This window comes from Streptomyces sp. MB09-01 (assembly GCF_033794505.1).
In the GTDB taxonomy this organism is placed as follows: domain Bacteria; phylum Actinomycetota; class Actinomycetes; order Streptomycetales; family Streptomycetaceae; genus Streptomyces.
In genome coordinates, this window is sequence record NZ_JARAYQ010000118.1 from 1 (window position 1) to 25040 (window position 25040).

20 protein-coding genes are annotated in these 25040 nt (G+C 72.7%); 12 read left to right on the forward strand and 8 right to left on the reverse strand.

The window, feature by feature from the left end; translation table 11 throughout:
- The 5 genes from PV721_RS23675 to PV721_RS23695 all read left to right on the forward strand — a co-directional run.
- Nucleotides 1–738 (forward strand): YoaK family protein (locus PV721_RS23675; protein WP_319727554.1); only part of this gene is annotated, 738 nt, incomplete at its 5' end.
- Nucleotides 739–763: 25 nt separating this feature from the next.
- On the forward strand, nt 764–1243 hold the full coding sequence (locus tag PV721_RS23680; protein ID WP_319727557.1) for an Lrp/AsnC family transcriptional regulator: 480 nt from the start codon (nt 764–766) through the stop codon (nt 1241–1243).
- Between the two features lie 45 nt (nt 1244–1288).
- Complete coding sequence (locus tag PV721_RS23685; protein ID WP_319727558.1) at nt 1289–1966, forward strand: HAD-IA family hydrolase; 678 nt, start codon at nt 1289–1291, stop codon at nt 1964–1966.
- Between the two features lie 65 nt (nt 1967–2031).
- Nucleotides 2032–3408, forward strand: coding sequence for a cytochrome P450 (locus PV721_RS23690; RefSeq protein ID WP_319727559.1), 1377 nt, complete (start codon nt 2032–2034; stop codon nt 3406–3408).
- A 159-nt stretch (nt 3409–3567) separates the two neighbouring features.
- A complete protein-coding gene (locus PV721_RS23695) occupies nt 3568–4632 on the forward strand; it encodes an FAD-dependent oxidoreductase (RefSeq protein ID WP_319727579.1) in 1065 nt (354 codons plus the stop codon).
- A gap of 15 nt (nt 4633–4647) precedes the next feature.
- Here the strand turns inward: PV721_RS23695 and PV721_RS23700 are convergent, their stop codons facing one another.
- From PV721_RS23700 to PV721_RS23710, 3 genes are all read right to left on the reverse strand, one after another.
- Nucleotides 4648–5280 (reverse strand): hypothetical protein, encoded by a 633-nt coding sequence (locus PV721_RS23700; RefSeq protein ID WP_319727561.1) that lies wholly within the window; start codon nt 5278–5280, stop codon nt 4648–4650.
- A 92-nt stretch (nt 5281–5372) separates the two neighbouring features.
- On the reverse strand, nt 5373–6236 hold the full coding sequence (gene mltG, locus PV721_RS23705; RefSeq protein WP_319727563.1) for an endolytic transglycosylase MltG: 864 nt from the start codon (nt 6234–6236) through the stop codon (nt 5373–5375).
- Between the two features lie 63 nt (nt 6237–6299).
- Nucleotides 6300–8162 (reverse strand): ABC transporter ATP-binding protein, encoded by a 1863-nt coding sequence (locus tag PV721_RS23710; RefSeq protein ID WP_319727564.1) that lies wholly within the window; start codon nt 8160–8162, stop codon nt 6300–6302.
- A gap of 132 nt (nt 8163–8294) precedes the next feature.
- Here PV721_RS23710 and PV721_RS23715 point away from each other — a divergent pair, with 132 nt between their 5' ends.
- From PV721_RS23715 to PV721_RS23730, 4 genes are all read left to right on the forward strand, one after another.
- Nucleotides 8295–8747 carry a MarR family winged helix-turn-helix transcriptional regulator gene (locus PV721_RS23715; RefSeq protein ID WP_319727565.1) on the forward strand — a complete coding sequence of 151 codons (453 nt, stop codon included), beginning with the start codon at nt 8295–8297 and terminating at the stop codon, nt 8745–8747.
- Nucleotides 8748–8787: 40 nt separating this feature from the next.
- Nucleotides 8788–11724: an FAD-binding and (Fe-S)-binding domain-containing protein gene (locus PV721_RS23720; RefSeq protein ID WP_319727566.1), complete on the forward strand. Its 2937-nt coding sequence runs from the start codon at nt 8788–8790 to the stop codon at nt 11722–11724.
- 159 nt (nt 11725–11883) lie between these two features.
- Nucleotides 11884–13731 (forward strand): ABC transporter ATP-binding protein, encoded by a 1848-nt coding sequence (locus tag PV721_RS23725; protein WP_319727567.1) that lies wholly within the window; start codon nt 11884–11886, stop codon nt 13729–13731.
- Entirely contained in the window at nt 13728–15509 is a 1782-nt protein-coding gene (locus tag PV721_RS23730; protein ID WP_319727568.1) for an ABC transporter ATP-binding protein, read from the forward strand. The genes PV721_RS23725 and PV721_RS23730 overlap by 4 nt, the downstream gene beginning before the upstream one ends.
- 84 nt (nt 15510–15593) lie before the next feature.
- On the opposite strand, the gene PV721_RS23735 is transcribed toward PV721_RS23730, so the two are convergent.
- From PV721_RS23735 to PV721_RS23745, 3 genes are all read right to left on the reverse strand, one after another.
- Entirely contained in the window at nt 15594–16982 is a 1389-nt protein-coding gene (locus PV721_RS23735) for a (2,3-dihydroxybenzoyl)adenylate synthase (RefSeq protein ID WP_319727570.1), read from the reverse strand.
- A gap of 157 nt (nt 16983–17139) precedes the next feature.
- Entirely contained in the window at nt 17140–18678 is a 1539-nt protein-coding gene (locus tag PV721_RS23740) for a carboxylesterase/lipase family protein (RefSeq protein ID WP_319727571.1), read from the reverse strand.
- A gap of 104 nt (nt 18679–18782) precedes the next feature.
- A complete protein-coding gene (locus tag PV721_RS23745) occupies nt 18783–19574 on the reverse strand; it encodes a metal-dependent hydrolase (RefSeq protein ID WP_319727572.1) in 792 nt (263 codons plus the stop codon).
- A 145-nt stretch (nt 19575–19719) separates the two neighbouring features.
- On the opposite strand from PV721_RS23745, the gene PV721_RS23750 reads away from it, so the two are divergent.
- Genes PV721_RS23750 through PV721_RS23760 form a run of 3 tightly spaced genes read left to right on the forward strand, consistent with a single transcriptional unit; the run spans nt 19720 to nt 23619 of the window.
- Nucleotides 19720–22242, forward strand: coding sequence for a DEAD/DEAH box helicase (locus PV721_RS23750; RefSeq protein WP_319727573.1), 2523 nt, complete (start codon nt 19720–19722; stop codon nt 22240–22242).
- A gap of 52 nt (nt 22243–22294) precedes the next feature.
- Nucleotides 22295–23209, forward strand: coding sequence for an acyl-CoA thioesterase II (locus PV721_RS23755; protein ID WP_319727574.1), 915 nt, complete (start codon nt 22295–22297; stop codon nt 23207–23209).
- 8 nt (nt 23210–23217) lie between these two features.
- Nucleotides 23218–23619, forward strand: coding sequence for a YchJ family protein (locus PV721_RS23760; protein WP_319727577.1), 402 nt, complete (start codon nt 23218–23220; stop codon nt 23617–23619).
- Here the strand turns inward: PV721_RS23760 and PV721_RS23765 are convergent.
- Together PV721_RS23765 and PV721_RS23770 are read right to left on the reverse strand one after the other, a co-directional pair.
- Nucleotides 23583–24434 carry a DUF6397 family protein gene (locus PV721_RS23765; protein WP_319727578.1) on the reverse strand — a complete coding sequence of 284 codons (852 nt, stop codon included), beginning with the start codon at nt 24432–24434 and terminating at the stop codon, nt 23583–23585. The two genes, PV721_RS23760 and PV721_RS23765, sit on opposite strands and share 37 nt — an antisense overlap.
- A gap of 171 nt (nt 24435–24605) precedes the next feature.
- Nucleotides 24606–25004, reverse strand: coding sequence for a roadblock/LC7 domain-containing protein (locus PV721_RS23770; protein ID WP_030384197.1), 399 nt, complete (start codon nt 25002–25004; stop codon nt 24606–24608).
- Nucleotides 25005–25040 lie beyond the last annotated feature (36 nt).

A 25040-nucleotide genomic window follows, 5' to 3' on the forward strand; every position in this document is an offset into this window, starting at 1 on the left:
GGATCGGCGGGTGTGCGGCGGGGCCGGCCGCGGATGCCCGCGCTGCTGATCGTCCTGACGGTGGTGACGGGGCTGATCGAGGCGGTGAGCCTGCTCGCGCTCGGACCGGTGTTCACGGCGATGCAGACCGGCAACGTGCTGTTCCTGTCCTTCGGCGCCGCGCGGGCGGGCCACCTGCCGGCGCTGTCGTCCGCGGTCTCCCTCGCCGCCTTCGCCGTCGGCGCGGTCTGCGGGGCCCACCTGGAGTCCGTGACGGAGGGCCGCGGCCGGCGCTGGTTCGTGATCGGCCTGCTCGCCGAGTCCGGGCTCGTCCTCCTCGCCGCGGCCCTCGGATGGGGCCTGGCACCGCGCTACGGGGCTCCGACGGCCCGGCACCTGACGGTGACGGCGGTCCTGGCGCTGGCGATGGGGATGCGCAACGCCACGATCATGCGGGCGAACGTGCCCGGCGTGCCGACGACCCTGGTCACCCGGTCCATGAGCGCCTTCCTGGGCGGCTCCGCCATGGGCCAGGGGAACGTCTTCGGATCGGGGAGGAGCCGCTGGGAGCTGCGCGGCCTGACCGTGCTGGCGATGTTCGCCGGCGGTTTCCTCGGGGCGCTGCTGGTGCGGGCCGGGTGGGAGGTGGGGTGGCTGCTGCTGCCGGCCGCCGTGACGGTGCTGGCGGTCGGCCTGGCCTACCTGGGGCAGCCCTGGCTGCACACCGGGCCCCGTCGTGGCCGGGAACGAATGCATTGAACTGGGCCATTGGTACAGTCGCGGCATGGCGGTGGACGAGCTCGACACCCGAATCCTGCGCCTGCTGATCGAGCAGCCGCGCACCAGCGTCCGCGAGTACGCCCGCATCCTCGGCGTCGCGCGCGGGACCCTGCAGGCCCGGCTGGACCGGCTGGAGCGCACGGGCGTGATCATGGGGACCGGGCCGGTGCTGTCCCCCGCCGCGCTGGGCCACCCGGTGCTGGCCTTCGTCCACATCGAGGTCACCCAGGGGCACCTGGACGACGTGGGTGACGCGCTGGCCGCCGTACCGGAGATCATCGAGGCCTTCTCGATCACCGGCGGCGGGGACCTGCTGACCCGCGTGGCGGCCCGCGACAACGGGCACCTGGAGGACGTGATCCAGCGGCTGATCCAGCTCCCCGGCGTGGTCCGTACGCGGACGGAAGTGGCCCTGCGCGAGCGGGTCCCGCACCGGATGCTGCCGCTGGTCGAATCCGTGGGGAGGAAGGCCCGCAAGACCTGACAGGATGACCGAGACAGGACAGAACCGGTAGGACGGGCACAACGGATGATTTCCGTCATATTCGATCTCGACGGCACCCTCGTGGACAGCGAGCCGAACTACTACGAATCCGGGCGCCGCACCTTGGAGCGGCACGGAGTCCCCGATTTCACGTGGGAACACCACTCCCGTTTCATCGGCATCGGCACCCTGGAAACGCTGGAGATCCTCAAGGACCGGTACGGCATCCGGGCGCCGGTCGAGCAGCTGCTCGCCGAGCAGAACGCGGCCTACCTGGACCTGGCCCGCACCCGGACCGAGGTGTTCCCGCAGATGCGGACGTTTGTCGAGCGGCTGTACGCCGAAGGGGTGCCGATCGCGGTCGCCTCCGGATCCTCGCGCGAGGCGATCGACGCCGTCCTGGCCGGCACCGGGCTGGACGCGGTGCTGACCACGGCCGTCTCCGCCGAGGAGGTCGCGCACGGCAAACCCGCTCCCGACGTGTTCCTGGAGGCGGCCCGCCGGCTGGGCGCGCGGCCCGCCGACTGCGTGGTCGTCGAGGACGCGACGCCGGGGGCGCAGGCCGCCCACGCCGCGGGCATGGGCTGCATGGTGATCCCGTACGCGGCGGACATCGCGGACGACCCGGCCTTCGCCACGGCCGGACTCCTCTTCCCGGGCGGGCAGCCGGAGTTCACCGCGGACGCGGCGCACGACTGGCTGGCGGCGCGCCGGACGGCCTGACGACCCGACAGCCCGGCTCGGTCCGGACCCTGGTGCCCTGCGGGAGCTGCTGTCACCATGCCTGCGTGACCGCGACCCTGCCCCCGGGCACCCGGAACGGCGGACCCCGCAGGTGGCCCCTGCTCGGGAACCTGCCCGCCTTCGCCCGCGATCCCCTGGCCTTCTTCGAGTCCCTGCGCGACGACTACGGCGACTGGGTGCCCTGGGCCCTCGGCCCGCAGCGCAACGTGCTGGTCTCCCGGCCCGAGCACGCCGCCGAACTGCTCGGCGCCGTCGAGTCCACCTTCAAGCCGATGGAACTGGGCTGGGCCTTCCACCAGTTGCTGGGCGACGGGGTGGTCGTCGCCACCGGGGACGACTGGCGGCGCAAGCGGGCGCTGGTCCAGCCGGCCGTGCGGCCGCGCCAGGTGCGCTCGTACGCTGCCACGATGGTGGAGTGCGCGGACGCGCTGGCCGGCGGCTGGCGCGAGGGCGAACGGATCGACGTGCACCGGGAGATGGCCGGGCTCACCCAGCGGATCGCGGTGCGCACGCTGTTCGGGAGCGACGCGGCCGGCCGGGAGGCGCCCATCAGCGCGGCGATGGCCACGGCGCAGCGGGAGCTGGGCGCGGAGTTCCGGGGGCTGACGCTGTTCCTGCCGCCGTGGGTGCGCACTCCCGGGCGGCGCCGGATGCGGGAGGCGGTGGCGGTCCTCGACCGGGAGATCGAGCACGTCATACGGGAGCACGAGACGGCCTCGGCGGCCGGCGCGGAGCGGGACGACCTGCTGAGCCGGCTGCTCGCGGCCCGCGACGAGGACGGCGGCCCGCTCTCCCGCAAGGAGCTGCGGGACGAGTCGATCACCCTCTACATCGGCGGCCACGAAACCACGTCGACCACCTTGACCTGGGCCTGGCAGCTGCTGTCGGGCGCCCCGGAGGCGCGGGCCCGGCTGACGGAGGAGCTGGACCGGGTGCTCGGCGGGCGCCTGCCGAGGTACGACGACTACGCGCGGCTGCCGTGGACCCGGCAGGTGGTCAAGGAAGCGCTGCGCATCTATCCGCCGATCTGGCTGATCTCGGCAATCGCCGCGGAGGGCGCGAGCATCGGCGGGCGGGCGGTGCCGGCGGGGACGGCGGTGTGGACCAGCCCCTGGTCGATGCACCGGGACGAGCGGTGGTTCCCCGACCCGGAGTCGTTCCGCCCCGAGCGGTGGGACGCGGACGCCCCGCGTCCGGCGCCCGAACACGCCTGGTTCCCCTTCGGCGGGGGCCCGCGGGCCTGCCTGGGGGCGCGGTTCGCGCTGGTGGAGGCCGCGCTCGTGCTCGCCGTACTGGGGCAGCGGTTCCACCTGGACAGCGGGAGCGGACGGGCCGGGGTGTTCCCGGGCCTCACCCTGCAGCCGGTCGGACCGGTCCTGGCGACGCTGCGCCGCACCGGCCCCGGCCCGGGCGGAATCTGAGGGGCACGAGCACGGCGAGCACTGCCGGATCGACGGCGGGCTGACCGCTGCCGCCCGAGCCGCTGCCTGAGATTTCTCGGCGGCTCCAGGCCCGGCCGGGCGGGGAAGATCAGGCGACCCTCGCCAGTTAGTAGAACCGTGAACGATGTAACGCGGGACATGGGCACGGTGGACGTGGTGGTCGTCGGCGCGGGGCAGGCGGGCCTGTCCAGCGCCTACCACCTGGCGCGGGCGGGGCTCGACCACGTGGTCCTGGACCACGCGCCGCGACCGGGCGGAGCCTGGCAGTACCGCTGGCCCTCGCTCACCTACGGCAGGGTCCACGGGATGCACGCCCTGCCCGGCATGGAGCTGACCGGCGCCGACCCGCTGCGGGCCTCGTCCGAGGTGATCGGGGAGTACTTCGCCTCCTACGAGGACCGCTTCGACCTGCGCGTACGGCGTCCCGTGGACGTCTCGGCCGTGCGCGAGGGGGACGACGGCCGGCTGCGCGTCGAGACCTCGGCGGGCATCTGGTCGGCCCGGGCCCTGATCAACGCCACGGGAACCTGGGACCGGCCGTTCTGGCCGCGCTATCCGGGCCAGGAGACCTTCCGCGGCCGCCAGCTGCACACGGCCGGCTACCCCGGACCGCAGGAGTTCGCCGGGGCTCGGGTGATCGTCGTGGGCGGCGGCACGTCGGCGGTGCAGCACCTGCTGGAGATCGCCGAGGTGGCGGCGGCGACCACCTGGGTGACCCGGCGGCCGCCGGTCTTCCGCGACGGCCGTTTCGGGGAGGCCGAGGGCCGGGCCGCGGTGGCCCTGGTGGACGAGCGGGTCCGCCGGGGGCTGCCGCCGCAGAGCGTGGTCAGCGTGACGGGGCTCCCGCTGAACGAGGCCGTCCGGGCCGGTCTGGCCTCGGGGGTCCTGGACCGCCGGCCGGTGTTCGACCGGATCACCGCCACGGGCGCCGTCTGGGCGGAGGGGAGCCGCGTGGACGCGGACGTCATCCTGTGGGCCACCGGATTCCGCGCGGCCGTCGACCACCTGGCCCCGCTGCGCCTGCGCGAGCCGGGCGGCGGCATCCGGGTCGAGGGGACCAGGGCCGTCCGCGACGAGCGGATCCATCTGGTCGGCTACGGCCCGTCGGCGTCGACCATCGGCGCCAACCGGGCGGGCGGCGCCGCGGTCCGCGCGATCCGCCGGCTGCTGACCCGCGAACGGGTCGGCTCGCCCTCAGCCTGACCCGCCCGCCGGGCCTCAGCCGGCCGGGGCGGGATCGATCGGGAACTCCCGGTCCGGGGTGTCCGCCGCGCAGGCCTCCGGGGTCGCGTACACGTAGCCCGTGCCGTTGAGCACGTGCAGGACGGGGTCGGTCCAGTCCTCGGTGCGGTCCGGGACGAAGACACGAGTGGTGTGCCGCTCCGCGTCGTGGACCAGGAGGGAGACGATGGCGTAGAGCTGGGCGCCGATGTGGCCGAGCCCCTGCTGAGGATGGTCTTCCGGGCCCTCCACGTGGATGACGAAGAAACGTTCGTCCACCCAGAAGCCGCCCTTGTCCAGCAGCTCGCCCTCCCCCACGCGCATTCCGTCCACCCACAGCCGTGCGTTGCTCGGACCGTCGCGGAACAGGAGCACCGAGCGGTGGCGGTCGCCGGCGGTGAAGGTCACGTCGATCTCGTGCCGGGTCCAGCAGTCGATGAAGCTGCTGCACGCCCCGGGCACGCCTCCGTGCCGGTAGCTGGCGATCTTTCCACCCGGCGGCACGACGGGATCCAGGCTGCAGGTCTCGGCGAAGCGGCAGGCCCGCTCGACATCCCGCCTGCAGCCGAGCCCCATCGCCGCGACGTCGCGCGGCGCCGCCTTCGAGAGCAGCTCGCCCAGTCGTTCCACGTACCGGTGCTATCCGACGAGAGCGGTCAGATCGGCCTCGTCGCACCACCAGAGGCGGCCGATCGTAGGGCCGACCCCGGGTCCGGTGCCCCTCATTTCCCGGTGACGCCCCCCTGACCTGCGCGGGAGCTCGCGTGGGCGCGGATCCGGTTGAACTCCGCCACGTGCTTCTTGTGTTCGTCGTAGGTGGCCGAGAAGCGGGTGTCCCCCGGCTTCACGGTGACGAAGAACAGCCAGTCTCCGGGCGTCGGCGCGACCGCGGCCGCCATGGCCTCCAGCCCCGGGCTGTCGATCGGGGTGGGCGGCAGGCCCTGGCGTTCGTAGGTGTTGAAGGGGCTGTCGATACGGGTCTCGCTGAGCTTGGTGTCCACGGTGCTGCGGTTCAGCGCGTAGTTGATGGTGGAGTCCATCTGCAGCGGCATCGACTTCGCCAGCCGGTTGTGCACCACCCGTGCGACCTTGCCCATGTCGGCGCGGCCCTCCGCCTCCGCCTCGATGATGCTGGCAAGGGTGGCCGTCTGGTACGCGGTCATCCCGTGGGCCCTGCCGCCGTCCGCGACGGCCTTGGTGGCGAGCTTCTCGTTCGCCGTGCGCACCATGTACGCGAGGAGCGCGGCCGGGGTGGACTTCGAGGTCACCGGGTAGGTCGCCGGGAAGAGGTAGCCCTCCGGATTGCCCTTGGCCTCCGCGGGCAGGGCCAGTCCGGCGGTGGACACCGCCGACTTCGTGGATCCCGGCGGGAGCTTCAGCTCCCGGTCGATCGCGGCGTACACCTGCGGGGCTCGCCAGCCCTCGGGAATCACCAACTGGCGTGGCCTCTCCGGCGCTTCCCCGCCCCCTAACACCCGGATCAGGACTGCGGCACCGATCGCGAGCAGCGTGCCGAGGAAGAGCGCCAGCCGGCCCCGGCGGGTGAGCCGGAAACGGCGCTGCGGCGGCCGGTACTCATGACGCATGGGCAAACGCTAACCCGCGAAACATGAGATTTGCGACATTCTGCCCGTGCGCCGGTCATACGGTCACACATTCACCGGAGCCAGCTCCAGGCCCTCGGGCGGCTCGGGCGTCAGCGCGGCGTCCCGGTCCCGGCGGACCAGCGCCGCATACCGGCCGTCCGCCTTCAGCAGCTCCTCGTGGGTACCGCGCTCGGCGATGCGGCCCGCGTCCAGCACCACGATCTGGTCGGCGTCGCGGACGGTGGAGAGCCGGTGCGCGATGGTGATCGTGGTCCGGCCGGCCGAGAGGTTGTCGATGGCCTGCTGGACGGCGTGCTCGGTACGGGTGTCCAGGGCGCTGGTGGCCTCGTCGAGGATCAGCACCGGAGGGTCTCGCAGGATGGTGCGGGCGATGGCCAGCCGCTGCTTCTCGCCTCCGGAGAACCGGTATCCGCGCTCGCCGACCAGGGTGTCGTACCCGTCGGGCAGGGAAGCGATGTGGTCGTGGATCTGCGCCGCGCGGGCCGCCTCGACGATCTCCTCGTCGGTGGCGTCCGGCTTGGCGAAGCGCAGGTTGTCCGCGACGGACGCGTGGAAGAGGTAGGTCTCCTGCGATACCACGCCGATGGAACGGGCCAGCGAGTCGAAGTCGAGGTCGCGCACGTCCACCCCGTCGAGGGCGACCCGCCCGCCGGTCACGTCGTAGAGCCGGGGCACCAGGTAGCTGAGCGTGCTCTTGCCGGAGCCGGTCGGGCCCACCACGGCGAGGGAACCGCCGGCCGGGACCGTGATGTCGATCCCCGTGAGGGTCGGTCCGCTCTTGGCGTCGTACGCGAAGTGCACGTCCTCCAGCGCGACCTCGCCCTTGGCCCGGTCGAGGCGCACCGGGTCGGCTCGCTCGGTGATGTCCACCGGCAGGTCGAGGTACTCGAAGATGCGGGTGAACAGGGCGAGCGAGGTCTGTATCTGCACACCGGTCGACAGCAGGCTCACGGCGGGCCGGAACAGGCCCTGCTGGAGGGTGACGAAGGCGACGAGGGTGCCGACGGAGAGCGAGGGGGCACCCGTCTGGAGGGCCAGGCCGGCGGCCCAGTAGATGAGGGCCGGCATCGCGGCCATGACGATGCCGATCGTGGACATCCGCCAGCGCCCGGCCATGCTCGAGCGCACTTCGAGTCCGACGAGCTTCTCGGACTCCTCGGCGAAGGCGGAGGTCAGCGACTCGGAGCGGCCCATGGTGCGGCCCAGCAGGATGCCGCTCACCGAGAGCGACTCGGTGACGGTCGCGGCCATGGCGGCCATCTGCTTCTGCCGCTTCATGGTGATCTTCTTGCGCTCGCGGCCGACCCGCCTGCTGATCCACACGAAGACGGGGAGGAGGAGCAGCGAGACGAGGGTGAGCCGCCAGTCGAGCGCGAGCATCGCGACGACGGAGGCTATGACGGCCGTCAGGTTCGACACGAGCGAGGTCGCGGTGGAGGTGACGGTGGCCTGCATGCCGCCGATGTCGTTGGCGATGCGGGACTGCACCTCACCGGTGCGGGTGCGGGTGAAGAAGGCCAGCGGCATCCGCTGGAGCTGCGCGTAGACGGCGGTGCGCAGGTCGTGCATGACGCGCTGGCCGACGGTGGTGGAGATCAGCGTCTGGAGCACGCCGAAGACGCTGGTGACGACGGCGGTGAGGATCATGCCGAGCGCGAGCAGGCTGAGCAGCCCGGTGCGGCCCTGCGGGATCGCGACGTCGAGGATCTCCCGGAGCAGGAACGGCGAGGCGACGCCGACCAGCGAGGAGGCGCCGACGAGCAGGCCGACGACGGCGAGCCGGCCGCGGTAGGGCCGGAAGAGCGCCACGATGCGGCGCAGCTCCCTCGGCTGTTCCGCCGGGGCGGGGCGGGCCGGGTCGAGGGGGTCTTTCGATGGGATCCACTTCGGTTCGTCGTGCGGCATGGGCACCCTCTCGGGGTTCGGGGGACAGGGTCAAGGTCTTCGCGGAGTCCCGTTCGGCACGGGCGGGACCATTGGAGCATAGGTCATTGTTACCTATGCTCACAATGAACTGCATCCTGATATTGTTCCCGCATGAGCTCCGCCTCCGACACCGATCGCCTCCTCGCCGAACAGCTCCTGCGCCTGACGCGCAGGCTCCACCGGATCCAGAAGCGCCACATGGTGCCGCTCGGGATCACTCCCGCCCAGAGTCGGCTGCTGCGCCTCGTCTCGCACTACGAGGGCGAGCAGCCGCCCCGGATGGCGGACCTCGCCGCGCGTCTGGAAGTCGTCCCGCGCGCCGTGACCACCCTCGTCGACGGCCTGGAGGCGGCCGAGTGCGTGCGCCGCGCGCCCGACCCCGCCAACCGGCGCGTCATCAGGATCGAGCTCACCGACACCGGCCGCGCCACGCTGCGCCGTCTGCGCAACGCGCGAACGGACGCGGCAGAGGAGATCCTGGCTCCGTTGACCGCCGACCAGCGCGAAGTGCTCGGCGGCCTGCTGAACGCCCTGTCGGACGCGCCGGCGGAGCGCACCTGCTGAGTAGGCCACACGTGGGCCGCCGTGAGGCGAGGGGTCGCACATGCCGCTGCTGGAACCGAAGCCGGGGGCCCTGCGCCCGCGCAGCATCAGCGACCCCTCACCCGACCGGGTCCCCGTGCACCGGGCGGCCGGCACCCCGGAGCCGCTGCGCGGCGAGCTGACCGAGCTGCTGGGCGCCGAGAAGGTGCTGTGGAAGGTGTCCGACCTGGTCCGCTACGCCTCCGACGCCTCCCCCTACCGGTTCGTGCCCCAGGTCGTCGTGATCGCCGAGGACATCGACGACGTCTCCGCGGTGCTCTCGTACGCCCGCGGCCGCCGGCGCGAGGTCGTCTTCCGCGCCGCCGGGACCTCGCTCAACGGCCAGGCCCAGGGCGAGGACATCCTGGTCGAGGTACGTCGCCACTGGGCCGGGATCGAGGTGCTGGAGGAGGGCCGGCGGGCCCGGATCCGGCCCGGCACCACCGTGGTGCGGGCCAATGCCGCCCTCGCCCGGCACGGCCGGGTCCTCGGCCCCGACCCGGCCAGCGCCCTCGCTTGCACCCTCGGCGGGGTCGTCGCCAACAACGCCTCCGGCATGACGGCGGGCACCACGCGGAACTCGTACCGCACGCTCTCCTCCCTCACCTTCGTCCTGGCCGGCGGCACCGTCGTGGACACCGCCGACCCGCTGGCCGACGAGGAACTGGCGCGCGCCGAACCGGCCCTGTGCCACGGGCTGATGGAGATCAAGAAGGAGATCGAGGCCGACCCCGCCCTGGTCGCCCGGATCCGCGCCAAGTACGAGATCAAGAACACCACCGGCTACCGCCTCGACGCCTATCTCGACGGCAACACCCCCGTCGAGATCCTGCGGGGCCTGATGGTCGGCTCCGAGGGCACCCTCGGATTCATCTCCGAGGTCGTCTTCGACACCCTCCCCCTCGACCGCGAGGTCTGCTCCGCGCTGCTGTTCTTCCCCTCCCTGCCCGCTGCGGCCGCGGCCGTGCCCGTCTTCAACGAGGCGGGCGCCATCGCCGTGGAGCTGATGGACGGCAACACCCTGCGCGCCTCGGTCAGCGTCCCGGGCGTTCCCGCCGACTGGGCGGACCTGCCCCGGGACACGACAGCCCTGCTCGTCGAGTTCCGGGCCCCCGACGGGGCGGGCCGGGACGCCTGCGCGCGCCGGGCCGCCCAGGCCCTCGACGGACTCGACCTCGTCGCCCCGGTGGCCTCGGTCACCAATGCCTTCACCAGTGACCCGAAGACCGTGGGCGGCTACTGGACGGCCCGCAAGGCCTTCGTCACCGCCGTCGGCGGCGCCCGCGCCCCCGGCACCACCCTGATCACCGAGGACTTCGCGGTACCGCCGTCCCGCCTGGCCGAAGCCTGCGAGGCGCTCCTCGCACTCCAGGCGCGGTACGGCTTCGACGCGGCAGTCGCCGGGCACGCCGCCCACGGCAACCTGCACTTCCTCCTCGCCTTCGACGCGGCGGACCCGGCCGACGTCGAGCGGTACGGGGCCTTCATGGAGGCCTTCTGCCGGCTCACCGTGGAGCGCTTCGACGGCTCTCTGAAAGCCGAGCACTCCACCGGCCGCAACATGGCCCCCTTCCTCGAACTGGAATGGGGCCCCAGGGCGGCCGGGCTGATGTGGCGCACCAAGCGGGTCGTCGATCCGGACGGGGTGCTCGCCCCCCGCATCCTCCTCGACCGGGACCCGCGGGCCCATCTGCGCGGGCTGAAGACCATTCCGCAGGTGGAGGCGGTCGCCGACCCCTGCATCGAGTGCGGCTTCTGCGAACCGACCTGCCCCAGCGAGGACCTGACGACCACTCCGCGCCAGCGGATCGTGCTGCGCCGCGAGATGATGCGCCAGCAGCCCGGCTCCCCCGTGCTGGACGGGCTGCTCACCCCCTACGGCTACGACGCGGTGGACACCTGTGCGGGCGACTCCACGTGCAGGCTGGCCTGCCCCGTCGGCATCGACACCGGGGCGCTGATGAAGGACTTCCGCCACCGCCGGCACAGCGCGCGCGGGGAGGCCGCCGCGGCGCTGGCCGCGCGGCGGTTCCGGACCGTCGAGGCCACCGCCCGGCTGACGGTGGCCGCGGCCGACCGCGTCACCCGCCGGGTCGGGGACCGGGTCCTCGAGGTGGTCACGGGGGCCGCGCGCAAGGCCGTACGACCGGACCTGCTGCCGCAGTGGCTGCCGCAGATCCCCGGCGCGGCCGCGCGGACCCTGCCCGCGACCCGGCGGGCGGGCGCCTCGGCCGTGTACTACCCGGCCTGCGTCAACCGGATCTTCGGCGGACCCGAGGGCCGTCCCGGACCCTCCCTGCCGGAGGCCGTGGTGGCCGTGTCGGAGCGCGCCGGCAAGCCGGTCTGGATCCCCCGCGACGTGAAGGGAACCTGCTGCGCGACCATCTGGCACTCCAAGGGCTACGACGCCGGCAACCGGGAGATGGCCAACCGGATCGTCGAGGCGGTCTGGGGCTGGACGGCCGGCGGGCGGCTGCCGCTGGTCGTCGACGCCTCCTCGTGCACCCTGGGGATCGCGCACGAGGTGGTCCCGTACCTGACGGAGGACAACCGGGCGCTGCACGCGGAGCTGCGGATCGTCGACTCGGTCGTGTGGGCCGCGGAGGAACTGCTGCCGCACCTGGAGGTGCGGCGCACGGTGGGCTCGGCCGTGCTCCATCCCACCTGCTCGATGCGGCACTTGGGCGACGAGGCGCAATTGCGGGCGGTGGCCGGGGCCTGCGCCGACGAGGTGGTGGTCCCGGACGACGTGGGCTGCTGCGCCTTCGCCGGCGACCGGGGCATGCTGCACCCGGAGCTGACGGCCTCGGCCACGGCGCGCGAGGCGGCGGAAGTGACGACGCGGGCCTTCGACGCGCACCTGTCGGCGAACCGGATGTGCGAGGTGGGCATGGACCGGGCCACCGGGCGGAGCTACTACTCGGCCCTGCTCGAACTGGAGCACGCCACCCGCCCTTGAGCGCCGGGGCGCGCAACCCCCGTGACCAGGCCCCACCTCGCCCTCCGCCATCGTAAACCTGCTGGCCGCCGCACCTCACCACGGAAAATCGATTGCCCGGTACCGGTCCGGAAGGCGAACCTTGCTCGGTTTGAACCACTCGACCAGTCATGGGGCGTCATGCAGATCAGCGATCTTCCGTATCCGGATCCAGGGGTACCCGACGCTCGTTCCGGCCCCCGGTTCCTGCTGTGGCTGGGGCGCGGTCAGCTCGGCGGACAGCTGAAGAGCCTGTGCTGGGGAATCCTGCACTTCTCCGGCGTCGCCGGGCTGCCGTACGCGGTGGGGATGGGCGTCACCGCGGTCGTCGACCGCGATCCGGACCGGCTGCTGCGCGTCGCCGCCCTGCTGCTGGTCATCGGCGTCGCCATCTCCGTCGGCGACGCCATGCTCCACCGCACGGCCGTCACCAACTGGATCACCGCCGCGGCGCGCGTGCAGCAGCTCCTCGCCCGCAAGACGGCCGAGCTGGGCTCCGCCCTCACCCGCCGGGTGGCCGCGGGTGAAGTGGTGGCGGTGTCGACGGGCGACGTGGAGAAGATCGGATGGTTCGTCGAGGCGGTCTCGCGCTTCCTCGCGGCCGTCTTCTCCGTCGTCCTCGTCTGCATCGGCCTGCTCTTCTACGCCCCCGAACTCGGCGTGGTCGTGGCCATCGGCGTACCACTGGTGGCCCTGGCCTCACTGCCGCTGCTGCCGCGCGCCACCAAGCGCGCCGACATCCAGCGGGAGAAGGCGGGCAAGGCCACCGAGCTGGCCTCCGACACCGTCGCCGGCCTGCGCGTACTGCGTGGCATCGGCGGTGAGGAGCTGTTCCTCGGCCGCTACCGCGAGGCCTCGCAGGAGGTCCGCAGGGCCGCGGTGCGCAGTGCCCGGATGTGGGCGCTGATCTCCGCGATCCAGGTGGTGCTCCCGGGCGCGCTGATGATCACCGTGGTCTGGTACGGCGCCACGCTCGTCACCGACGGGACCATCGCGGTGGGTGAGCTCGTCGCCGCGTTCAGCGCGGTGGCCACGCTGCTCTACCCGCTCCGGCACTTCGAGGAGATCGCCATGGCCTACTCCTTCTCGCGCCCCTCCGCCAAGCGGGCCGCCCGGGTGCTGTCGCTGACCCGTACGGACGCAGCCGAGCGTCCCGCGCGCACCGGGCCGGTGGAATCGCCGGCCGCGGGCGGGGACCTGTACGACCCGCAGACCCGACTGCTGGCCCCCGCGGGCCGGTTCACCGCCGTCGTGTGCGGCGACCCGGACCTGGCGGGACGGCTCGCCGAACGCCTCGGCGGCCACCCCATGGACGGGGAGGCGGGGGCGGACGCGGACGCGGGCACGCCGTCCGTGCTCCTCGGTGGAATCGCGCTGGACGACCTGGAACTGGACACCGCGCGCACCCTGGTCCTCGTACAGGACAAGGATCCGGTGCTGCTGTCCGGGACCCTGCGCGAGCTGTTCGACGTACCGGCCTCCGGAGCGGTCGAATCCGGTGCCGCTCTGGGCGCGGCACAGTGCGCGGACGTGCTGGACGCGCTGCTGCAGTCGGCCCCGGACGGGGTCGAGGACCCGATGGACGCCCGGATCACCGAGCGCGGCCGGTCGCTGTCGGGCGGTCAGCGCCAGCGTCTGGCGCTGGCACGGTCCCTGGTCACCGACCCTGAGGTGCTGGTGCTCGACGAGCCGACCTCGGCGGTCGACTCGCACACCGAGGCACGGATCGCGGAGGGGATCGCCGCCGTGCGCGCCGGGCGGACCACGGTGGTGCTGGCGTCCTCACCGCTGCTGCTGGACCGCGCGGACCGGGTCGTGCTGATCGAGGGGGGCAGCGTCGCGGCGGTCGGTACCCACCGCGAGCTGTTGCACGGTGAGCCGCGCTACCGGGCGGTCGTCACCCGCGAGACCGACGAGGAGCAGCGGCTCGCCGGACTGGAACTGACAGAGCTGGCAGAAGTACTCACAGAGATCGAGGAATCCGCATGATCGGCGTGGCGCCACCGGAGTACGATCCGGCGGCCCCCGAATCGGCCGCGACCCTGCCCGTGGGCACGTCGGCGACCGTACGGGGCTATGTGCGCGACCTGTTCCGGCGCCACCGGCGGGCCTTCGGGGCCCTGGTGAGCGTCAACGCTGCCGCGGTGATCGCCTCCATGGTCGGCCCGTACCTGCTGGGCCGGATCGTGGACGATCTCTCGGCGGGGGCGGGCGAGCTGCATCTGGAGCGCGTGGCGCTGCTGTTCGCGCTGGCGCTGGCCGTGCAGACGTTCTTCGTCCGGCAGGTCCGGCTGCGCGGGGCGATGCTGGGCGAGGAGATGCTGGCCGATCTGCGCGAGGACTTCCTGGTGCGGTCGGTGGGTCTGCCGCCGGGCGTGCTGGAGCGGGCCGGTACCGGTGACCTGCTGTCGCGGATCACCACCGACATCGACCGGCTGGCGAACGCCATGCGCCAGGCCGTGCCTCAGCTGGCGATCGGCGTCGTGTGGGCCGGGCTGCTGTTCGGCGCGCTCGCGGTGACCGCGCCGCCGCTGGCACTGGCCGCGCTGGTGGCGCTGCCGGTGCTGGTGATCGGCTGCCGCTGGTACTTCCGGCGGGCGCCCTCGGCGTACCGCTCGGAAGCGGCCGGCTATGCGGCGGTCGCGGCCGTGCTCACCGAGACGGTGGACGCGGGCCGCACGGTCGAGGCGCACCGCCTCGGGCCGGAGCGGATCGCGCTGTCGGAGCGCCGGATCTCGCAGTGGGTCGCGTGGGAGCGGTACACGCTGTTCCTGCGGACGGTCCTGTTCCCCGTCATCAACGTCACCTTCGTGACGATCCTCGGCTCGGTGCTGCTGATCGGCGGCTACTGCGTGCTGCAGGGCTGGATGTCGGTCGGTCAGCTGACCACGGGTGCGCTGCTCGCGCAGATGCTGGTCGATCCGATCGGCCTGATCCTGCGCTGGTACGACGAACTGCAGGTCGCCCAGGTCTCGCTGGGCCGGCTGGTGGGCGTACGGGAGATCGAGGCGGACGCGGGGGACGCGAAGGTGGCTCCCGAGGGCCGGGACGTGCGGGCCGAGGAGGTCCACTTCGGCTACCGGGAGGGCGTGGACGTCCTGCACCACGTGTCGATGTCCGTGCCGCCCGGCACCCGGATGGCGCTCGTCGGGCCCTCGGGTGCGGGCAAGTCCACCCTGGGACGGCTGCTCGCGGGCATCTACGCGCCCCGGACCGGCGAGGTCACCCTCGGCGGGGCACGGCTGTCGCGGATGCCTGCGGAGCGGGTGCGCGAGCACGTGGCGCTGGTCAACCAGGAGCACCACGTGTTCGTGGGCTCGCTGCGCGACAACTTGCGCCTCGCCCGGACGGGCGCCGACGACGCCGAGCTGTGGGCGGCGCTGGGCGCGGTCGACGCGGACGGCTGGGCGCGGGCCATGGAGGCCGGCCTGGACACCGAGGTCGGTTCCGGCGGCACGGCACTGACCCCGGCGCAGGCGCAGCAGATCGCGCTGGCCCGGCTGGTGCTGGCGGACCCGCACACGCTGGTGCTCGACGAGGCCACCTCGCTGCTGGACCCGCGTGCGGCGCGGCACTTGGAGCGTTCGCTCGCCCGGGTGCTGGACGGGCGCACGGTCATCGCCATCGCCCACCGGCTGCACACCGCGCACGACGCGGACGTGATCGCGGTGGTCGAGGGCGGCCGGATCAGCGAACTGGGCTCGCACGACGAGCTGGTCGCGGCCGACGGGGCGTACGCGGCGCTGTGGCGGTCCTGGCACGGGTGACCCCGGCCGGCGGTCCGGCGGCCGGCCAGGCTGCCCGCCGGCCCGCTGTCCTGCCGGCCCGCTGTCCTGCTGTCCTGCTGCCCGTCACGTGCCGGACGGACCCTCGTGGTCGGCCCCCGGCGGGCCGTCCTCGAGGCGGCCGGTCACCACGAGGTTGCCGTCCGGAGTGCGCCGCGCGAGGTAGCCGGTGCGGAGGTGGCCGTCGGCGGTGAAGGAGCGTGCCGTGTGCTCGGGCGCCCGGTAGTAGCCTCGCGGGGTGTGCGGGCCCCGGATGAGGAGTTCCCCGGGCTCCCCGTCGGACACGTCCTTGCCGTCGGCGTCGACGAGGCGGATCTCGTCGCCGGGCGAGAGCGGACGGCCCTGCATGGTGAACACGGTCTCGTCCGGATCGGCGGGCCGGGTGAGGGTGAGCGGCCCCCCGGCCGTGCCGAAGACCTGCTGCGGGCGACAGCCCAGTTCGATGCCCGTCCGTTCGGCGGTCGCCCGGTCCACGGGCGCGCCGCCGATCTGCACGAGACGCAGACTGCTCACGTCGGCCCGGACCGTGGGCAGTGCGTCGAGCCACAGCCTGGCGACGGCGGGCACCAGCGAGGTGACGGTGACCCGCTCCCGCTCGATGACCGGAAGGCTTTCCGCCGGCGCCGGATCCTCGACCAGGACGACGGTGCCGCCGACGGAGAGGGTCCCGACGATGCCGGGGCAGCCGAAGGCGAAGTCGGACGCGGCGGGCAGCGCGGCGAGGTACACGTCGTCCTCGGTGAGCGAGACCAGTCCGGCGGCGGTCTGCGCCTGGTGGACGTAGTCGTTGTGGGTCCGCGGAACGAGCTTGGGCTCCTCGCCGGCACCGCCGGACAACAGGAGGAACGCCACCTGGCCGGCGCTCTGCGCGAGCGCCCGGTCGGGCGGGGAGTCGACGGAGCCCAGCGGGAAGTAGTGACAGCCCGACGGGTCGGTCGTGAAGCCGCCGTACGGGGACGAGGTGCCCGGCGCCTCGAGGGGGAACACCCGCCGCAGGAAGGGCCCTCGGGCCGCGATGTCCGCGGCCATCGCCGTGTGGTCGAAGCCCCGGTAGGCCGAGGGACCGACGTAGCCGACGGCCTGGGTGATCCACGCGACGGGAGACACCTCGGACGCCCGGTGCGTGACCGGGCACAGGACGGGGACCATACCGGCGCGCATCAGCGCGAAGACGGTGATGACGAACTCGGGCACGTTCGGCAGCTGGACGACGACCCGCTGCCCGGTCCGCAGGCCGCGCAGGCGGAAACCGGCGGCCATGCGGTCCACGCGCCGGTTCAGGTTCGCGTACGTGATGCGGGTGGCACCGTGCACGAGGGCGGTCCGCGGTCCGTGCTGCAGGGCCCAGCCGCGCAGCAGGCCGTCCAGCGTGTCGCCGCGCCAGTGCCCGGCCATCCAGTAGCGGTCGACGAACTCCTCGGGCCAGGGCGTGCAGCCCTCGAGCATGCGTGTCATTCGCTTCCTTCCCCGCCGTCCTGACCCTGGCAACCCAATCCGTCAACATCCCCGCGCACCATGCGCTTTCCTGACCATGGTCGCTGAATTCGATCAGCAGAACACCCAAGGCGCGCCGCTGACCAGGGGAAATGGTCCGGCCGGGCGGCCTGGCGGGCTAGGAGCCGAGGAGCGGCAGGGCGGGGAAGGCGTGGTCCTGCCAGATCAGTCGGGAGGCCTCCTCCGGGTAGGCGGCGAGGGCCGGCCGGGTGTCGAAGAGCTGCACAAGGCGCTGCCCGGTGTCGTACGCGGGCCAGCCGGGGTCGCCGTGTGCCGCGAACGCCGTCCAGGCGCCCCGCATGCGCGCCGACAGCTCCTCGGCCTCCGGGAACGGGCTCTCGCCGATCAGCACGGCGGGCTGGCCGCGATCCAGGTTGCCGAAGACCAGCGGCACGTCGAGGCCGTGGCAGGCGCCGAGGGCGCCGCCCATGCCCGGGGCGGACCAGGTCAGCTCGTAGACGTGGGCACGGCCGCCGCCGGCGGTCTGGGCCTGGGCGAGGTGGAGGGACGGCATGCGGAACAGCCAGTCGGAGCCGACCAGCTCGTACAGCTCGTCCGGGCCCGCGGCCGGAAAGGCCTCGCGGTAGCGGTGTGCGGCGTCCTGACCGGGACCGAAGACGTGCAGGGCGGTCTGCGCCTGCTCCGCAGTGACCTGGCCGAGCAGTCCGTCGAGTGCGGTGAGCAGCCGCGTTTCGTCGCGGGTGTGGCCGACGAGGAGTTCGATCCCCCGGCCGGCGCCCTCGGCCAGGGCCTGCCACGGCGTGACGGGCAGGATGTCGCCGTCGACGACCGGGGAGAAGGGGATCGCCCGGTGCGCGACGGGGCCCCAGCGATCCGCCCACCGGTCCGTCTTCGCGCCGACCGCGTCACCGGCAGCGGGCAGCCGGGCGGGGTCCACCCCGGCCAGGTCGGCCGACGTGGGCCGCAGCCCCAGCTCGGCGGCGCAGGCGGCGGCGATGTCGGCGGCGAGCTCCGGTGAGAAGAAGGTGCCCTGCACGCTCTGCGCGACGGCCCGGCCGAAGAGACCGGCCGCCCGCGGCATCGCCAGCAGCGCGGCGACCGATCCGCCGCCCGCGGACTGGCCGAAGACGGTGACGCGGCCCGGGTCGCCGCCGAAGGCCCGGATGTTGTCGCGCACCCATTCCAAGGCCGCGATCTGGTCCAGCAGGCCGCGGTTGGCGGGCGCTCCCTCGATCTGCCCGAACCCCTCGAGGCCCACACGGTAGTTGAACGTCACCACGACGACGCCGCCGTCACGCGCCAGGCGGCCGCCGTCGTACTCGGGAAGGCCCGACATGCCGATCGAGTAGGCGCCGCCCTGGATCCACACCAGCACCGGCAGCCCCGCGCCCGGGCCCGGCTCGGGCGACCAGACGTTGACCGTGAGCCAGTCGTCGCCCACCGCGGCCCGGGCCAGCGCGTCCATGCCGAAGTGGCCGCCCTGCGGGGGCGGCGGGCCGTACGACACGGCCGGGCGCACCCCGTCCCACCCCCGTACGGGCCTCGGTGCGGCGAAACGCAGCGGGCCGACCGGCGGCTCGGCGAACGGGATGCCGCGAAAGACCGCGACGCCCTCCTCGCGGGCACCTCGGAGCGTCCCGGCCGTCACGCGGACTTCCGGCTGGGACCCGGAGGCCTCGAACGCGACAACAGTCATCACAGCTCCCTCACTGGGCGGCCCGGAGGTTCCGGATCATCCCGCTGGGCGCACGGCGCGCGCCAGTGATTTAGGGAGCTGCCGGCGCGAGGCGGCAGGCGGATCTAGATGAACCCGAGCGCCGAGGCGCCGCCGAAGCCGCCCAGCAGGACGAAGACCGGCATGAGGACCTTGAGCTCCACCCAGCTGCCGGCACGGAAGCGCATCAGCTTCGGCGGGCCGATCGGGTACCAGCGCTTGCCGGCGATCGGGATGGGCCACAGGACCGGGCAGCCGGAGACGGTCAGCGCGTCGCCGATGTCGTGGACCAGGGCGCCGAGCACGATCGGCAGGCCGAGCCAGAGGTACTCCTGGCCCGGGCCGGTGAACAGCCAGCCCGCGCCGTTGCCGGGCTGGTCGAGCACTCCCGCGAGGATCCAGGCGCTGGTCGCACCGAGCAGCCAGACCAGGACGTCGCTGGACATCCGGGCCGCCCGCCACAGCAGGCCTTCGACCGCCAGCACCAGGTGTACGAAGAGCAGCGCCAGGACGCCCCAGCGGTCGGCGGTGACGGCGAGCACGGAGGCTCCGCCGCCTGTCAGCACCGCCCAGAGCCACGTGTGCGTCAGCGTGCGGTGGCCGCCGGTGCGGCGGGCGTCCTTCTTGGAACGGGTGGACTTGTAGACGGCGTAGGAGATCTTGTCGACCACCTCGCACAGGCCCCTGGAGAGCGGGCCGAAGGCGCGCGAGATCGTCGCCGACTTGTGGTCGAGGTCCGGGGCCAGAGCCGCCCCGGCGCAAATCAGCGCGCCGACGACGAGGACGGGCCACGGCATGGGGTGTCCGGCCGCCGCGGTCGCCGCGCCCACCCCCAGCCAGGCCGCTGCACCGGACAGTGAGTGCGCCGGACCCATCATGGTCGTTTCCCGCCCCGCTGGTGTTGTGGTCGGGCCCCGTCGACCGTTTCGTTCGGGCCCCATCGACGGCACAGCGTACCGTCGATGATCTTCCTTCCGTCCGCCGGTTCCCTGATCCGGGGGGAAGCCAGGCAAGATGGGGGGTGTGACCCTCATTGATCAGCTCCCGCCGAACGCCGACCCCGACGCCCTCTTCGAGGCTTTCTCCTCGTGGGCGGAGGACCAGGGCATCACCCTGTACCCGGCTCAGGAGGAGGCGCTGATCGAGGTCGTCTCCGGGGCGAACGTGATCCTGTCCACGCCGACCGGCTCCGGCAAGAGCCTCGTCGCGGCCGGCGCGCACTTCACGGCCCTGGCCCAGGACAAGGTCACCTTCTACACGGCTCCGATCAAGGCCCTGGTGTCGGAGAAGTTCTTCGACCTGTGCAAGCTCTTCGGCACCGAGAACGTCGGCATGCTGACCGGCGACGCCTCCGTGAACGCGGACGCCCCGGTGATCTGCTGCACCGCCGAGGTGCTGGCCTCCATCGCCCTGCGCGACGGGAAGCACGCGGACATCGGCCAGGTCGTGATGGACGAGTTCCACTTCTATGCCGAGCCGGACCGCGGCTGGGCCTGGCAGATCCCGCTGCTGGAGCTGCCGCAGGCGCAGTTCGTCCTGATGTCGGCGACCCTCGGCGACATGAAGCGCTTCGAGGAGGACCTGACCCGGCGCACGGGCCGGCCCACTTCGGTGGTCCGCTCCGCGACCCGACCCGTCCCGCTGTCCTACGAGTACGTCACCACGCCGATCACCGACACGATCACCGAGCTGCTGGAGACCCGGCAGGCTCCCGTCTACATCGTGCACTTCACCCAGGCCCAGGCGGTCGAGCGGGCGCAGTCGCTCATGAGCATCAACATGTGCACCCGCGAGGAGAAGGACAAGATCCAGGACCTGATCGGCAACTTCCGCTTCACCACCAAGTTCGGCCAGAACCTTTCCCGCTACGTCCGGCACGGGATCGGCGTGCACCACGCCGGCATGCTGCCCAAGTACCGCCGCCTGGTGGAGAAGCTCGCCCAAGCCGGCCTGTTGAAGGTCATCTGCGGTACGGACACCCTCGGGGTCGGTGTCAACGTCCCCATCCGTACGGTGCTGTTCACCGCGCTCACCAAGTACGACGGCAACCGGGTCCGGACGCTGCGCGCCCGCGAGTTCCACCAGATCGCCGGCCGCGCCGGCCGGGCCGGCTTCGACACGGCGGGCTACGTGGTCGCGCAGGCACCCGAGCACGTCATCGAGAACGAGAAGGCCCTCGCGAAGGCGGGCGACGACCCGAAGAAGCGCCGCAAGGTGGTGCGCAAGAAGGCCCCGGAGGGCTTCGTCGCCTGGTCGGACACCACCTTCGAGAAGCTCATCGCAGCCGACCCGGAGGCCCTGACCTCGCGGTTCAAGGTCACCAACATCATGCTGCTCTCCGTCATCGCCCGGCCGGGCGATGCCTTCAAGGCCATGCGGCACCTCCTCGAGGACAACCACGAGCCCCGCAAGGCCCAGCTGCGGCACATCCGCCGGGCCATCGCGATCTACCGCTCGCTGCTGGACGGCGGCGTGGTCGAGAAGCTCGACACCCCGGACGCCGAGGGCCGCACCATCCGGCTCACCGTCGACCTCCAGCAGGACTTCGCGCTCAACCAGCCGCTGTCCACCTTCGCGCTGGCGTCCTTCGACCTGCTGGACCCCGAGTCGCCCTCCTACGCCCTGGACATGGTGTCCGTCGTGGAGTCCACGCTGGACGACCCGCGCCAGATCCTGGCCGCCCAGCAGAACAAGGAACGGGGCATCCAGGTCGGCCAGATGAAGGCCGACGGCATCGAGTACGAGGAGCGGATGGAGCGTCTCCAGGACGTCACCTATCCCAAGCCGCTCGAGGAGCTGCTCTTCCACGCCTACGACGTGTACGCCAAGAGCCACCCGTGGGTGCGCGACCACCCCGTCTCCCCGAAGTCGATCATCCGCGACATGTACGAACGCGCGATGACCTTCACCGAGTTCACCTCCTTCTACGAGCTGGCCCGTACAGAGGGCATCGTGCTGCGCTACCTGGCGAGCGCGTTCAAGGCGCTCGACCACACCATCCCCGACGACCTCAAGTCCGAGGACCTCCAGGACCTGATCGAATGGCTGGGCGAGCTGGTCCGCCAGGTCGACTCCAGCCTGCTCGACGAGTGGGAGCAGCTGGCGAACCCGGAGGTGGAGACGGCGGAGCAGGCCCAGGAGAAGGCCGACCAGGTCAAGCCGGTCACCGCGAACGCGCGCGCCTTCCGCGTCCTGGTCCGCAACGCGATGTTCCGCCGGGTGGAGCTGGCCGCCCTCGACCACGTCAACGTGCTGGGCGAGCTGGACGCCGAGTCCGGCTGGGACGCCGACGCCTGGGGCGAGGCCATGGACGGGTACTGGGACGAGTACGACGACCTGGGCACCGGCCCCGACGCGCGCGGCCCCAAGCTGCTCCAGATCGAGGAGGACCTGGCGCACGGCCTGTGGCGCGTCCGCCAGACCTTCGCCGACCCCAACGGCGACCATGGCTGGGGCATCAGCGCCGAGGTCGACCTCGCGGCCTCCGACGAGGAGGGCCGGGCCGTCATCCGGGTCACCTCGGTCGGCGAGCTCGGCGCCCTCTGACCTGCTCCGGCATCCCGCCGGCCCGCCCGGACCCGACAGTGGAGATCCTCTGATGACGAACCCCGCCGAGAGATTGGTCGATCTGCTCGATCTGGAGCAGATCGAGGTCAACATCTTCCGCGGCGCCAGCCCGCAGGAGTCCCTCCAGCGCGTCTTCGGCGGCCAGGTCGCCGGCCAGGCGCTTGTGGCGGCGGGCCGCACCGTCGAGAGCGACCGCCCGGTCCACTCGCTGCACGCGTACTTCCTGCGCCCCGGCATCCCCGGGGTGCCGATCGTGTACCAGGTGGAGCGGGTGCGCGACGGGCGGTCCTTCACCACGCGCCGGGTCACCGCGGTCCAGCAGGGCAAGACGATCTTCAATCTCACCGCCTCCTTCCATCATCCGGAGGAGGGCAGCATCGAGCACCAGCTGCCTCCTCACCATGTCCCCCACCCGGACACGCTTCCCAAGGTCGCGGACGAGATCAGCGAGCACCTCGGGGCACTGCCGGAGGCGCTGGAGCGGATGGCCCGCCGCCAGCCCTTCGACATCCGGTACGTGAACCGGCTCCGCTGGACTCCGGAGGAGCTCAAGGGCGCCGACCCCCGCAGCGCGGTGTGGATGCGCGCGGTCGGCCCGCTGGGCGACGACCCGCTCGTGCACACCTGCGCCTTGACCTACGCCAGTGACATGACCCTCCTCGATGCCGTGCGCATCCCCGTGGAGCCCCTGTGGGGCATGCGCGGTTTCGACATGGCCTCGCTCGACCACGCCATGTGGTTCCACCGGCCGTTCCGGGCGGACGAGTGGTTCCTGTACGACCAGGAGTCACCCATCGCGCACGGCGGGCGCGGTCTCGCCCGGGGCCGGATCTACGATCTGGAGGGCAGGCTGCTGGTCTCCGTGGTCCAGGAGGGCCTCTTCCGTCCGTACCCCGCCAAGCCGTCCGACCCGGCCCGGCCGTCCGAGCCCGCCCCGAAGAACTGAGCACGCCCATGGCCACCTCCGCCCTCCCCTGCCCCTGCGGGCTGCCCGCCGCGTACCCGGAGTGCTGCGGCCGCTTCCACTCCGGTGCCCAGCAGGCACCCACCGCCGAGCGGCTGATGCGCTCCCGGTTCAGCGCCTTCGCCGTCGGCGACACCGCCTACCTGCTGCGCTCCTGGCACCCCTCGACCCGTCCCGCCCATCTCGACCTGGACCCCGGGCAGCGCTGGGAGCGGCTGGAGATCCTCGCCACCGAGCGCGGCGGGATGTTCGAGACGGAGGGTTCGGTCGAATTCCGCGCGCACTACCGCGAGGGCCGGCACACCGGCTCGCTGCACGAGCACAGCAGCTTCTCCCGCGAGGCCGGGGCCTGGGTCTACGTCGGCCCCCTCTCCCCCGTCGACTTCGACTGATCCCGCGCTGCCGTCAGGGCGAAGTCCAGGCTCGTGCGGTACCAGCGGATCTCTTCCGGCGGCCCGGCCTTCAACAGCTGCAGCGCCACCGCGGCGGACGCCGGGACCTGCGGATGCCCGTATGGAGGGGGCGGTGCGAGCGCGGCCAGGACGATCCGCTCCGCCGGGTCGGGCACGGCCTCCCGCAGCTCGTCCTCCGGGAGTACGGAGGCCAGTACGGCGGCGCGCTCCCAGGGGTCGGCGGTCCGTCTCAGCAGCAGCCCGACGTGCCGCCCGCGCCACCGGCGCGGGCGCAGATCCGCCTTGGCCGCCATCAGCTCCCGGTCGGCCGGGGGTGCGATCCCGCTCAGCATCCCGGGCTCCCGCACGGCGAACGTTCGTAGTTCTGCGGCCAGATAGAGCCACACGACGGCGCGGTACCGGTTGATCCGGTAGCCGACCGGGGTGACGTGCCCGCAACGCGCGAGGCGGGTGAACCGGCTCGGGCCGATCCCCAGCACCTCGGCCGCGGCCCCCGCTCCGGCCACGGCCTCGATCCGCTCGCGCAGCGCGTCCGGTCCGCCCGCGGCCGACCTGGCCCGGTCCAGCTCCGCCCGTGCGTAGCGCACGGTCCCGCCCGCCGTCGGCCTCTCCGCCCGCACGATCCCCAGCTGGACGGCCCTGGCGAACTCGCTGCGGCTCAGCCCCAGTTCCCCCGCGGCCTGCGCGCCGCCCACCAGCACGTCCACGTCGCCGCCGGCGCCTTCGACAGCCACGGCCCTCTCCGCGCGCTCGGTCACCTCGGCGTCCCGCAGCGCGGTCCCCATCTGCATCATCACGGTCCTCCCCCACGAGCAATGATTACTCTGTGTGAAGACCGTAACCCAGTGCAACGACATCCCGCGCAGCCTGTGGACAACTCCCGGAGCGACCCCGCCCCGCCGGATCGGCCGCCGGAATCGGCCGCCGGACTCACCGCCGGCTCAGCCGGAGGGCCAAGCCGCCACTCAGCCGCCGGTGATGCGCCGCTCCGCGACGCCCAGGTGCTCGCCCACCCGGTTGACCAGCAGCGTCATCTCGTAAGCGACCTGACCGATGTCCGCCTCGGCCGCGCTCAGCACGCACAGGCTGCTTCCCGCACCCGCCGCCATGACGAAGAGGACCCCTTCGTCGTACTCGACCATCGTCTGCCGGACCTCGCCGGCCCTGAAGTGCCGCCCGGACCCCTTCGCCAGGCTCTGCAGACCGGCCGCGACGGCCGCCAGGTGCTCGGCGTCCTCCCGCGCCAGTCCCGCGCTCGCCCCCGTCACCAGGCCGTCATTGGACAGCACAACCGCATGCCGCACCTGCTGCACCCTGCGCGTCAAGTCGTCCAGCAGCCAGTCCAGTTGCTTGTCCAGTGCCATTCCCAGCCCCTCCCCGTCGACACGGCCTCCCGGCCG

Bases quoted from the DNA above. Each gene is read 5' to 3' on its own strand.
- PV721_RS23680 (WP_319727557.1), top strand. From the start codon at position 764: ATGGCGGTGGACGAGCTCGACACCCGAATCCTGCGCCTGCTGATCGAG.
- PV721_RS23685 (WP_319727558.1), top strand. From the start codon at position 1,289: ATGATTTCCGTCATATTCGATCTCGACGGCACCCTCGTGGACAGCGAG.
- PV721_RS23695 (WP_319727579.1), top strand. From the start codon at position 3,568: ATGGGCACGGTGGACGTGGTGGTCGTCGGCGCGGGGCAGGCGGGCCTG.
- mltG (WP_319727563.1), bottom strand. From the start codon at position 6,236: ATGCGTCATGAGTACCGGCCGCCGCAGCGCCGTTTCCGGCTCACCCGC.
- PV721_RS23710 (WP_319727564.1), bottom strand. From the start codon at position 8,162: ATGCCGCACGACGAACCGAAGTGGATCCCATCGAAAGACCCCCTCGAC.
- PV721_RS23715 (WP_319727565.1), top strand. From the start codon at position 8,295: ATGAGCTCCGCCTCCGACACCGATCGCCTCCTCGCCGAACAGCTCCTG.
- PV721_RS23720 (WP_319727566.1), top strand. From the start codon at position 8,788: ATGCCGCTGCTGGAACCGAAGCCGGGGGCCCTGCGCCCGCGCAGCATC.
- PV721_RS23725 (WP_319727567.1), top strand. From the start codon at position 11,884: ATGCAGATCAGCGATCTTCCGTATCCGGATCCAGGGGTACCCGACGCT.
- PV721_RS23730 (WP_319727568.1), top strand. From the start codon at position 13,728: ATGATCGGCGTGGCGCCACCGGAGTACGATCCGGCGGCCCCCGAATCG.
- PV721_RS23735 (WP_319727570.1), bottom strand. From the start codon at position 16,982: ATGACACGCATGCTCGAGGGCTGCACGCCCTGGCCCGAGGAGTTCGTC.
- PV721_RS23740 (WP_319727571.1), bottom strand. From the start codon at position 18,678: ATGACTGTTGTCGCGTTCGAGGCCTCCGGGTCCCAGCCGGAAGTCCGC.
- PV721_RS23745 (WP_319727572.1), bottom strand. From the start codon at position 19,574: ATGATGGGTCCGGCGCACTCACTGTCCGGTGCAGCGGCCTGGCTGGGG.
- PV721_RS23755 (WP_319727574.1), top strand. From the start codon at position 22,295: ATGACGAACCCCGCCGAGAGATTGGTCGATCTGCTCGATCTGGAGCAG.
- PV721_RS23760 (WP_319727577.1), top strand. From the start codon at position 23,218: ATGGCCACCTCCGCCCTCCCCTGCCCCTGCGGGCTGCCCGCCGCGTAC.
- PV721_RS23765 (WP_319727578.1), bottom strand. From the start codon at position 24,434: ATGATGCAGATGGGGACCGCGCTGCGGGACGCCGAGGTGACCGAGCGC.
- PV721_RS23770 (WP_030384197.1), bottom strand. From the start codon at position 25,004: ATGGCACTGGACAAGCAACTGGACTGGCTGCTGGACGACTTGACGCGC.